This is a genomic window from Microcella sp., assembly GCF_033763155.1.
Classification (GTDB): Bacteria; Actinomycetota; Actinomycetes; order Actinomycetales; family Microbacteriaceae; genus Microcella.
Window position 1 is genome coordinate 1 of record NZ_JANRKZ010000004.1, and the last position, 9,818, is coordinate 9,818.

Below are 9,818 nucleotides of genomic sequence, written 5' to 3' on the forward strand. Positions count from 1 at the left end.
GATGCGCTGGTGGCGCTCACGACGCGACGAGGTCGCCGAGAAAGAATATTTTCCTCATGTTGTCGATTCGCCCTGAGCAATTCGTCATCTGAGTGAGAGCAAGCAGATCGCTGGCCCGAGAGAGAAAGATACGACTATGGAATTCATGATCCTCATCCACGGCGACGAGTCCAGCCCGCGCCTCGCCCCCGGTGACCCTGGCTTCGACGAGTTCATGGGCTCGTGGTTCGCCTACAACCAGATGCTCATCGACCGCGGTCACTGGGTCAGCGGCGCGAACCTCGCCCCGACGAGCTCGGCCACGACCCTGCGCCACACGCCGGGGCAGGCTCCCGAGATCGTCGACGGACCCTTCGCCGAGACAAAGGAGCAGTTCGGCGGTTTCTACCTGATCTCGGCCGAGAACCTCGACGAGGCCATCGAGCTGGCGAAGAAGCTGCCGGTTGATTCGGGCTCGCTCGAGATTCGCCCGGTCGCGTTCCGACCCGACGCGGCATAAGCAGAGCGTGACACCTTCGGCGCAGATCGCCGACGCCGTCACCCGGCTAGCGCGTGAGGAGAGCGGGCGAGTGCTCGCTCTCCTCACGCGTCGTTTCGGCGACCTCGATGCTGCCGACGATGCGGTTCAGGATGCCCTCATCACCGCCCTGACGGCGTGGCAGTCGGGCATTCCTGAAAGCCCCGCCGCGTGGCTCTACACCGTGGCCCGCAACACGTTGATCGACCAGCTGCGGCGAGACCGAGCATCCCGTCGCCGCCTCGAGGCGGCCGCGCCCGAACTGACCGCGCACCACACGACGACTGACGCAGGGGAGGAGGACGACCTGATCATGGATGCTTCTTCTCTCGGCGACGAGCGCCTCAGGCTGCTCTTGCTCTGCTGCCATCCGGCGCTCGACCGTGACACGCAGGTGGCACTGACCCTGCGCCTGGCGGGGGGATTGACCGCCGCCGAAGTCGCGGCCGCCTACCTGTTGCCCGAGGCCACGCTCACGCAGCGCGTCGTGCGGGCGAAGCGCAAGATTCGTGAGGCAGGCATGCCGCTCACGATTCCAGCGAATCTCGACGAGCGCGTGGACGCGCTGCTGCGGGTGCTCTACCTGATCTTCAACGAGGGTTACCTGTCGCGCGGCGCTGCGCATGTGACGCGGGTCGACCTCATGCTCGAGGCCATTCGGCTGACGCGCCAGGTGGTCGACGAGGTGCCCGCGAGCGCCGAAGCCGAGGGGCTACTCGCCCTCGAGCTCTATCACCACGCGCGCTCGGGCACTCGGGTTGACGGGCTCGGCGAACTCGTGCTGCTCGAACACCAAGACCGCACCGGCTGGAACCTCGACGTCATTACCGAAGCCAACGCCCGACTGCACAGTGCCATGACGCGCATGGTCCCCGGCCCCTACCAAGTGCAAGCCATCATCGCGGGGCATCACGCCAACGCGCGCACGGCCGCCGACACCGATTGGTCGGCGATCGCTGAGCTGTATGCGCAACTGGGGCGCATGGCCCCCAACCCCGTCGTTGAGCTCAACCGCGCCGTCGCGATTGCGATGGCCGACGGCCCCCTCGCCGGCCTTGCCGTGCTTGACCGCCTCACCGGGCTCGACGACTACCACTTGTTCCACGCGACGCGCGGCGAGTTGCTCGCCCGGGCCGGCCGCCCCGCGGCGGCGAGCTTCGAGCGTGCGCGCGAGCTCGCCAGCAACGAGGCCGAGCGCCGGCACCTGGCACGCCGGGCCGCAGACGTCGCAGGCTAGCGCCCGCCCCCGCCGCCACCTCCACCGCCACCACCGGAGAAGCCGCCGCCGAACGAGCCGCCCGAAAAGCTGCTGCCGGAGCTACTGCCCGACCACGACGAACTCGACACCGGCGCGGTCGTTGTTGTGATGACACCGCGCACGGCGCTGCTGAACAGTGAGACCTCGAAGCCGTTCGTGCCGACGAACCAGTCGGGTGTGGTGTTGGTCGCGGCGGCGCGAACGGCGAGCTCGCGCATCCACCGGTCTTCAACGCCCCACAACACGGCCCACGGCAGCAGCTTTTCATAGAGCTTCACGAGCTCGAGGTTGTTGCCCACGTCGATGCGTTCTGCGCCCTGCGGGCTTTGCAGCATGCGCAGCCGCTCTTCTTCGGCCACGGTGAGATAGAGGTTCATGCCCTCGAGATAGTCGCGGGCTTCGCGACCTTTCTCGGTGAACTGCTTCGGGCGAATAGCGAGACCGAAGGCGACGAAGCCGGCGATGAATGCGCCGATGAGTGCGAGAAGGATGAGCGGACTCACATTGAGAAAGAGCACGAACGAGATCGCCAGCACGCCAAAGCCCACAGCGAAGAGCATCCATTGAGCCACCAGCATGAGCCAGCCGAATCTCTTGCCGGTTGCTGCGCGCTTGAAGCCCTCGTCGACGATCGAGCTGCCGGCACGCGCTTGCAATTGAGTGAGTTTGGCGCCGAGCGTCGCGTCGTACTTTCCGTAGGGCGTGAGGTCACCCGGGGTTCGGTCGGTGCCGAAGATCGCCTCGAGCAACGACAGGTCGAGCACGTCGGTGTGATCGTCGCTGAGGTATTGCAGGGTGTAGGGCGCCGTCGAGTTCTCGACCGCATAGGCGAGGATGCGCAGGTTCTTGCGCACCGCCAGCCGAACAATAGCGGCGGGGATGCCCGAGGCGGGTCGCCCGATCAGGTAGCCGGCCTGCACGATGTCGAAGCCCTCGGGCTCGGAGTACTGCGGAATGATCGCCCCACGGCTCTTCGCGCCCGAGCCGGAGCGCACGCGCGAGATGACCGACGCGCCGAGGGCGGCGAAACTCGCGAGGCCGATGCCGCCGGAGAGCAGGTGCATCCACAGCGGAATCTCCTGCGGCTCGGGTGGGGGTGTCGGCTCGGGAGTGAGAAAGGTGCCGGGCGCGAAGCCGATTGCCACGGTGAGCGTCTCGGCCGGAGCGAGATCAGTGGCGGCGGCGGTGAACGTGCCGCCCGCATCCTGAATCGTGCACTGCTCGGTATCACCAAAGGCGCCGACGTAGCACGCCGTGTTGCCCGAGAGCGCCGCGGCCACGTCGGGCGCGAGGGTCACGGTTGCACTCACGCGGCCGAAGGGCTGTTGCCAGCCGGTGCCGTTGACGTCCCAATAGAACTCGTCAGACGACGTGTCGTCGAACGAACGCACGACGTTCTGCTGTGTGTAGCTGATGACGTAGGTCTGCACGCCGCGCACGAACTCGTCGGTGCCCAGGTAGAGCTCGACGAAACCGCCCGAGTAGGCCGACTCGTAGTAGACGTCGGTGCCGTTCTGGTCGGTCACGCTGATGACGCTCGTGTTGAGCGGCACGCCGTCGTAGTCGTCGGGGATGGCGCGGATGATGCCGCGGTTCTGATCGAAGTCAGGAAAGCGGGCGACGATTGTCTCGACGACAAGCAGGGTCGACGTGCCGTCGGCTTCTCGGCTGAGCGTGTAGTCGGCGTCGAACGAGTCGAACGTAAAGTCGCTCGTGTCAGCATTGGCCGCCGTGGGGGCCAGCGTCAGGGCGAACCCGGCCGCGAGGGTCAGAGCGAGGGCGAGTCGTGCGGGCGTGCGCATGCGGGCAACCCTAGCGATTACCGTCGGCTACGACTCGGGGTCGTACATGAACTCGCGCAGCTCTTGCGGGCAGCGGCACGCGACGGCGACGCGCCTAGCCCACTCGACCGCTTCGTCGCGCGTCGGCACCTCGATGACCGTGTGCCCGCCGTCGAGTTTGTCGAACGCGGCGTAGAGCGGGCGACTCACCGTGCCATCACCGGCAACCGCGACCGTCTCGACCTCTTCGTTGATGCCGCCGCCGAACACGTAAACGCCTGCGGCTTTCATGTCGCGGATGACCTGGTGCGACTCTTCGACGACGTTGTCCCAATCGCCATCGGCAACCTGCATGACGCCACTCGGAAACGAGATGAGGTACTTGGTCATGGGGCGACGCTAGTGCACGGGGTCGAGCCGCGGCCAGCACGATCGTGGGGCATCCGTCGCTGCGCGCCCCTACGATGAAGTCAGACACGGTCGTGGCGACCGCGGTCACCAACCGTGGGAGGTGACGTTCGCGATATGCAGATGCTCTTTGTCGGTGCACACCCCGACGACATCGAGATCGGCGCGGCGGCGCTCGTGCAAAGCGCTCTCGCCGTGGCCGAGGTGTCGGTGCTCATTCTCACCGACGACCCGGTCGACGCCGAGGTTCGGCGGGTTGAAGCCACGGCCGCTGCCGTGGCGCTCGGGGTCGATGCGTCTCGCGTGCACTTTGCGGCGCAGCGTGACGGAGAACTGCAGGTCAATCGGCCAACGGTGTCGCGCGTGCGCGAGATTCTGAAAGACCACGCCATCACGCCGCAAATCGTTGTCGTGACGACACCCCACGACAGCCATAACGACCACGTTGCGAGTGCCGCCGTCATGCGGGCGGCAGTGCGGCACGCGGTGTTCATGCACTATTCGGTGCACATCTCGGCCGAAGCGGCGTTCGCTCCGAGGCTGTTCGTCGAACTCACTCCCGAGCGCGCCGCCAAGAAAGCGGCGGCGCTGGGGGCACACGCGTCGCAGCAGCACCGCATCACCAAGCAGAGTCTGATCGACGTTGACCGAGCGTTCGGGGCGCGAGCAGGATTCGCCGCTGCCGAAGGCTTCGAGATCGACCACCAGGTGGGTGCGCCAGCCGCGGCATTCGCACTCGCTCGTGCACTCAGCGAGTCGCCTTTTCACCGCTATTGGGAACCCCAACTTGCCGGTGGCGGGTTGCTCTTGCTGTATCCCGCCTGGCAAAAAGCGGGAGCCGAAATCGATTGGCCCTCGGCCGACAAAAACATCGGACGCGACGCTCTGCGTGAAGCGTTTCGGGCGGCCTGGCAGCCACGCAGTCCCCTGGTCGAAAAAGCGTCGCTCGAAGTGGATGCTGATGCCGTGCTCGCTGCGGGCGACACCGTATTGCTCGTCGGCGGTCCTATCGGCAATCGTGTCGTGCGTGAGGTGTACAACCGGCTCTCGCCGGTGCGCTGGATCATCGACTACGAGGTGCCTCGCCTCGCACCCCCGTTTGTCGTCGATCGCAGCACAGGCGCTCGAGTGGCGCCGTCGTCAGCGTCAGCCCGTCACGTCGTCATCGCATCACTGCCCAACCCCTTCACCCCCGAACGGCAGTTGCTCTTCGTTGGGGGCACATCGGGGGTCGCCACTCGCCGCGGTCTCGAGCACATTGCGGCTCCGGCTTGGTTGCTCGATCAGTGCGATTGGCCGGCAGGCGAACACCGCGAGGTGTTGCTCGAGGTCGACGACGACGGAAAGACTCGAGTCGTCGGCGAGCACCGCTGAAGGTCGATCCCTACCGCAGCCGCCAGGGCAGCACGACGTGCAGGAGGGGCAACGCTGACGCTCCGAGCAGCACCCAGCTGAGCACCTCATCACTCGAGCGCAGCACAATGCCGCCGATGAGCAACGCCGCGAAGAGTACCGCCGAGGTCGCGCGGCGCACACTGCCATCGAGCAGGCGCAAGCGCTGTTCGACTTCGGGGCTGCGCACGGCGAGCTCGCCGCGGTCGAGGCGCGTGGCGAGAGCATCCACTCGCTGGGGCAATCGCGCGAGCGCCGAGAGAATCGCGATGCCTTCGCGGCCGACCGATCGCAAGGTCGAAGCCCCGCCGCCGTTGAGGAGCGTGCGCGCGAAGGGGTCAACGGCGTCCCACATGTTGAAGTCGCGGTTGAGCGCACTCGTGACGCCCGAGATGAGCGAGATGGTGCGCACGAGCAGCAGGTAGTTCTCGGGCAGCTGGAACGGCAGGGTGCGCACGAGCTCGCTGAACTGCAGGGCGAACTGCTCGAGCTCGCGCGGGTCGATGCGCGTGAGCTCGGCGACGCCCATGCCGCCGAAGCGATCGAAGAGCGCCGTGATGGCGCGCTCGAGTTCGACGGTGTCGGCGCTCGGCAGCAGCACGCCCAGGCGCTGCGTAGCGACGACCCAGCCGCGGGCATCGCGGGCGGCGACGGCGAAGATGAACTGCTGCAGCCCGCTGCGCAGGTCGTCGGGAATCTCGCCCATCATGCCGAAGTCGATGTAGGTGAGCGAGAAGCCGCCCTCGCCACCGGGGGTCACGAAGATGTTGCCCGGGTGCGGGTCGGCGTGAAAGAAGCCCGCGACGAAAATCTGCTCGAACGTGGCGCGGGCGAGTTCGCCGGCGACCGCGTTGGGGTCGATGCCCGCCGCCAGCAAGGCGGCGACGTCGGTGATCTTGATCGCGGTCACATCGCTCAGCGTGAGCACGCGGCGCGCACTGCGCTCAAACACCACGGTCGGGGTGCCGACGCGCGGATCGTTCGCGAAGTCGTTGGCGAAACGCTCGACGTTGCCGGCTTCGGTGCGGTAGTCGATCTCGGCGAGGCTTGTGGCGGCGAACTCTTCCACGAGCGCCGGGGCATCGGCTCGTCGGTTCACGAGCCGCACGCGTGACAACCACCGACCCACGCGCCGCAGCGCGGCGAGGTCAACCTCGACGATCTGCTCGATGCCGGGCCGCAGCACCTTCACGACGACGTTCTCAAACCCGAGGTCAGCCGCGATGCCGGGCGACAGTCGCGCACGGTGCGCTTGGCCGAGCGAGGCGGCCGCGATCGGCTCACTCTCGAACGACGAAAACGCACGATCGAGCGGGATGCCCAGCTCGCGCTCAACCTGCGCCACGATCGCGGCGAGCGACTCGGGCGCCACTTCGTCTTGCAGCCCCTCGAGCTCGCTCGTGATCTCGGGCGGCAGAATGTCGAGGCGCGACGACAAAAACTGCCCCACCTTGATCATGAGCCCGCCAAGGTCAGCCGCCAGGTCGTGGAACCTGCGCGCGAGCTTCTGCAGGCGACGGATGCGCCCGCGCGCCGCAAGACGCGCCATGCCGAACCGCGGAAGCACGAGCTCGAACCACCACGCTTGCACGAGAGCGCGCGCGGCAAAGCGCATGATGCGGCGGTAGCGCGCCGTCAGTGCGGGATCATTCGTGGGAGCGCGGTTCGCGCTCTCGCTCGGCACGACCTAGTCTTCGGCGAGGATGGCGTAGAGCGCTTTGCGCGTCTGGTCGAGCAGCGCCGCCGCACGCTCTTGCTGCTCGCGTGTGCCCGACTGCGTCACCTGCGCCGCCGCCTGCGCGAGCTTGGCGCCGGCGCGCGGCACGGCCGAGGTGCGCTCGCTCCAGTGATCGTTCATGCGTCCGCTCACGCGATCGGCCATGTCACTCATGCGGTCAGTGATGTCGCTGACGTTCCAGCTGGAGCGGCTCGAGCTCTCGCCGGCAGGCTCGTGCGCGTGCGCGTGCGCGGCAGCGGCCTCGCGGCCCGACTCGGTGAGCGCGTAGACACTGCGTTCGCCGTCGTGCTGAACACTGAGCAGACCCTCGTCGGTGAGCTGCTGAAGCATCGGATACACCTGGCTCGCGGAGGGCATCCACATGCCGCCGCTGGCCGCGCCGATGGCCTGCATGACCTGGTGGCCGTTCTTCGCGTCGTGCTGCAGCGCCGAGAGGATCGCCGCGCGCAGGTCACCGTGCGATGCCCCCGCTGAGCGTCCCGAACCACGCGGGGTGAACGCGTCACGCAGGTTCTCGACCGCCTCTCGAATGTCAAAGCTGGACGAGGAGGATGAGCTGCGCATTGCGGGGTCCCTTCACGCGATGGCGGGGGAGCGTCGAACGGCGTCCCTCACACCGCTCTCAGGCTACGCACGCCACCTGGATGCCCGCCGACGGCCGCATCGGTGCGCGCTGTGCGCGCCCTGCGTGCGCTGGCCGGCTACTTCGCCGCGCCGCCCGACTTCGGGTCGGCGAGCTTGCCGCGCAAGAAGAGCAGCGGCAGCAGCCAGCCGCCGAGCGCCGTGATGAGCCACACAATCAGGCTCGCGAGCACCCAGGTGTCGATTCCGCTGAGGGTGATGCCCCCGGGAAAGAGGCTCGCGAGCAGCAGCGCCACGAAGGTCGACACGAGCCCGATGCCGCCGAGCACGGCGGGCGCATACTTGCGCGCCATGTTGACGATGAACGGAGTCAGGATGCTCTGCGCGAGCGCAAAGACCCCGACCGCCACGAGAAAGCCCGAGAGGCTCAGGCCGAAACCGGGCAGGATCCACGAGGTGACGAGCAGCGCCAGTGCTGCCGTGCCGAGGTAGATCGCGAGGCGAATGAAGAACCGAAGCATGGGTGGGCCTTTCGTCGAGCCGAGGCGATGGCCAACACGCTATACCCGCGCGGCGTGGCCGGGGGCCTTAGCCGCCGAACGCTGCGTCGTAGACGGCGCGGAGGTCGGCACTGTCGGTGCCGCTGAGTCCGCATCCCGCAATCTGGCCGTCGGTGGCAGCGACGAGGTAGCTCTCGCCGACCTCGAACGGCACGCCCGAGAAGTCGCCGTCAGCGGCGTCAACCTGCGGAACCTCGACGCGGTCAGCAACCTCGCCCGTGAAGCGCTCGGTCACCTCGAGAGTGACGACGTCACCCTCGACGGTGAGCACGCGCGCGGCAAAGGCCTGCTCGTTCATGAGCAAGCCCTCGGGGCTCACGATCATGCAACTGCCGCTCGCGAGATCGCCGCCCGTCGGTTGAGCGAGCTGCTCGACGGTGGGCGTGCCGCCCAGCGCGAGCGGCACGGCAACGGCGGCCGCGATCGCGAGCGCTGCGGCAACGCCCACGACGGGAATCCACGTGCGGCGAGCGCTGCGCGCGGGCACGGCAGGGGCTGCGGTGGTCTGTTCGGTCATGATCTGCTCCATCCTGTGGTCGAGCCACGTTGGCGGGAGGGGAGCCAGGTTGTGCGCCGGGTCGGCGCCGCGCAGGTGCTCGCGCAACTGCCGGTCATCGTCGTGCATCGGTGCTCCCTTCCTCTGCCTCGACATGTCCGGCCGGGCGGGGCGATTTCATCAGCTCGTCTTTGAGGCGCGCTTTCGCACGATGCAAGCGAATCGCGGCGGCATTTGCGCTGATGCCGAGCACGGTGGCCAGCTGCGGACTCTCGAGGCCATCCCACGCCCAGAGGCGCAGCAGTTCGGCGTCGTCTCGGCGCAACCGCGTGAGGGCATCCCGCACGGCGATCGCGTCGGCGTCGCTCTCGCCGCTCGCGTATTCGATGACGGATGCGGGCGGGTCGAGCGCGATGATCTTGGCCGTCAGCCGGCCCCGGCGCCGCTCGGCCCGCTTGGCGTTCGCGAGCAGATTGCGCGCAACGACAATGGCCCACGGCACCGCTTCGTCGGCCGTCGGCACCTCGTCGAGTCGCCGCCAGCACACGATGAGCGTCTCGTTGAGTAGGTCATCGGCGGTCGCAACGTCGGTGCGCCGCGCGAGGTAGCGCCGCACCGGCTCGACAACGAGCTCGGCGACGGCGCGAAAACGCAGCTCGCGCTCGGCATCGGTCACGGCTCTCACACTGCACTATGTCCGGCAGCGGGGCATGCATTTCGCCATTTGTCGATGAGCCTCAGCGGTCGAGACTCGCGTCGATTTCGGCGCGGCGGGTGAGCACGAGGGCATCGAAGGCTGCGGGCGGCAGCGGGCGGGCATCCGTGAATTGCACAGCGCCCTTCGACCGAGCGATGTCGCCAGGTTCGGGGGCGAGCGCTGCGATTACCTGGCCGCTAAACGGGTAGAGCGAGTAGCCGGCCTTGGTCACGGCGACCGCGACGAGCCCCTTGCCGCGATAGAGCAGGGCGGGCATGCCGTACGAGACGCCTTCGACGGCCTCGGGTACGAGCTCGAGCGCACGCACTCGACAGCCGTCGAGCACCGCGCGGGCGGGGTCGTCGAGACTCGCGATGAGCGCGGTTACG

At 67.7% G+C, this 9,818-nt stretch carries 11 protein-coding genes; 3 read left to right on the plus strand and 8 right to left on the minus strand.

The genetic code is table 11. The features are described from left to right. Nucleotides 1-136: 136 nt before the first annotated feature. Both SFU54_RS00175 and SFU54_RS00180 read left to right on the plus strand, forming a co-directional pair. A complete protein-coding gene (locus SFU54_RS00175; protein ID WP_319014307.1) occupies nucleotides 137-499 on the plus strand; it encodes a YciI family protein in 363 nt (120 codons plus the stop codon). 7 nt (nucleotides 500-506) lie between these two features. Next, a complete protein-coding gene (locus tag SFU54_RS00180) occupies nucleotides 507-1,754 on the plus strand; it encodes an RNA polymerase sigma factor (protein ID WP_319014308.1) in 1,248 nt (415 codons plus the stop codon). Here the strand turns inward: SFU54_RS00180 and SFU54_RS00185 are convergent. Together SFU54_RS00185 and SFU54_RS00190 are read right to left on the minus strand one after the other, a co-directional pair. Beyond that, nucleotides 1,751-3,577 carry a DUF2207 domain-containing protein gene (locus tag SFU54_RS00185; RefSeq protein ID WP_319014309.1) on the minus strand — a complete coding sequence of 609 codons (1,827 nt, stop codon included), beginning with the start codon at nucleotides 3,575-3,577 and terminating at the stop codon, nucleotides 1,751-1,753. The genes SFU54_RS00180 and SFU54_RS00185 overlap by 4 nt on opposite strands. Nucleotides 3,578-3,604: 27 nt before the next feature. Next, nucleotides 3,605-3,946, minus strand: coding sequence for a transcription initiation protein (locus SFU54_RS00190; protein WP_319014310.1), 342 nt, complete (start codon nucleotides 3,944-3,946; stop codon nucleotides 3,605-3,607). A 135-nt stretch (nucleotides 3,947-4,081) separates the two neighbouring features. Here SFU54_RS00190 and SFU54_RS00195 point away from each other — a divergent pair, with 135 nt between their 5' ends. Then, nucleotides 4,082-5,338, plus strand: a complete 1,257-nt coding sequence (locus SFU54_RS00195; protein WP_319014311.1) for a PIG-L family deacetylase — start codon at nucleotides 4,082-4,084, stop codon at nucleotides 5,336-5,338. A 10-nt stretch (nucleotides 5,339-5,348) separates the two neighbouring features. On the opposite strand, the gene SFU54_RS00200 is transcribed toward SFU54_RS00195, so the two are convergent. The 6 genes from SFU54_RS00200 to SFU54_RS00225 form a co-directional block, all read right to left on the minus strand. Then, on the minus strand, nucleotides 5,349-6,971 hold the full coding sequence (locus tag SFU54_RS00200; RefSeq protein ID WP_319014317.1) for an ABC1 kinase family protein: 1,623 nt from the start codon (nucleotides 6,969-6,971) through the stop codon (nucleotides 5,349-5,351). 72 nt (nucleotides 6,972-7,043) lie between these two features. Then, complete coding sequence (locus SFU54_RS00205) at nucleotides 7,044-7,658, minus strand: PadR family transcriptional regulator (RefSeq protein ID WP_319014312.1); 615 nt, start codon at nucleotides 7,656-7,658, stop codon at nucleotides 7,044-7,046. A gap of 137 nt (nucleotides 7,659-7,795) precedes the next feature. Continuing rightward, the gene (locus SFU54_RS00210) at nucleotides 7,796-8,197 is read right to left on the minus strand and encodes a phage holin family protein (RefSeq protein ID WP_319014313.1); all 402 of its coding nucleotides are present in this window, start codon (nucleotides 8,195-8,197) and stop codon (nucleotides 7,796-7,798) included. 67 nt (nucleotides 8,198-8,264) lie between these two features. Continuing rightward, on the minus strand, nucleotides 8,265-8,861 hold the full coding sequence (locus SFU54_RS00215; protein WP_319014314.1) for a hypothetical protein: 597 nt from the start codon (nucleotides 8,859-8,861) through the stop codon (nucleotides 8,265-8,267). Next, nucleotides 8,848-9,408 carry a sigma-70 family RNA polymerase sigma factor gene (locus SFU54_RS00220; protein WP_319014315.1) on the minus strand — a complete coding sequence of 187 codons (561 nt, stop codon included), beginning with the start codon at nucleotides 9,406-9,408 and terminating at the stop codon, nucleotides 8,848-8,850. The genes SFU54_RS00215 and SFU54_RS00220 overlap by 14 nt, the downstream gene beginning before the upstream one ends. A gap of 61 nt (nucleotides 9,409-9,469) precedes the next feature. Continuing rightward, a partial coding sequence (locus SFU54_RS00225; protein ID WP_319014316.1) for a DUF1801 domain-containing protein occupies nucleotides 9,470-9,818 on the minus strand: 349 nt, incomplete at its 5' end.

What these genes read in the sequence shown, in the direction of transcription:
- SFU54_RS00175 (WP_319014307.1), top strand. Translation starts at nt 137, where the DNA reads ATGGAATTCATGATCCTCATCCACGGCGACGAGTCCAGCCCGCGCCTC.
- SFU54_RS00185 (WP_319014309.1), bottom strand. Translation starts at nt 3,577, where the DNA reads ATGCGCACGCCCGCACGACTCGCCCTCGCTCTGACCCTCGCGGCCGGG.
- SFU54_RS00190 (WP_319014310.1), bottom strand. Translation starts at nt 3,946, where the DNA reads ATGACCAAGTACCTCATCTCGTTTCCGAGTGGCGTCATGCAGGTTGCC.
- SFU54_RS00195 (WP_319014311.1), top strand. Translation starts at nt 4,082, where the DNA reads ATGCAGATGCTCTTTGTCGGTGCACACCCCGACGACATCGAGATCGGC.
- SFU54_RS00200 (WP_319014317.1), bottom strand. Translation starts at nt 6,971, where the DNA reads ATGCGCTTTGCCGCGCGCGCTCTCGTGCAAGCGTGGTGGTTCGAGCTC.
- SFU54_RS00205 (WP_319014312.1), bottom strand. Translation starts at nt 7,658, where the DNA reads ATGCGCAGCTCATCCTCCTCGTCCAGCTTTGACATTCGAGAGGCGGTC.
- SFU54_RS00210 (WP_319014313.1), bottom strand. Translation starts at nt 8,197, where the DNA reads ATGCTTCGGTTCTTCATTCGCCTCGCGATCTACCTCGGCACGGCAGCA.
- SFU54_RS00215 (WP_319014314.1), bottom strand. Translation starts at nt 8,861, where the DNA reads ATGCACGACGATGACCGGCAGTTGCGCGAGCACCTGCGCGGCGCCGAC.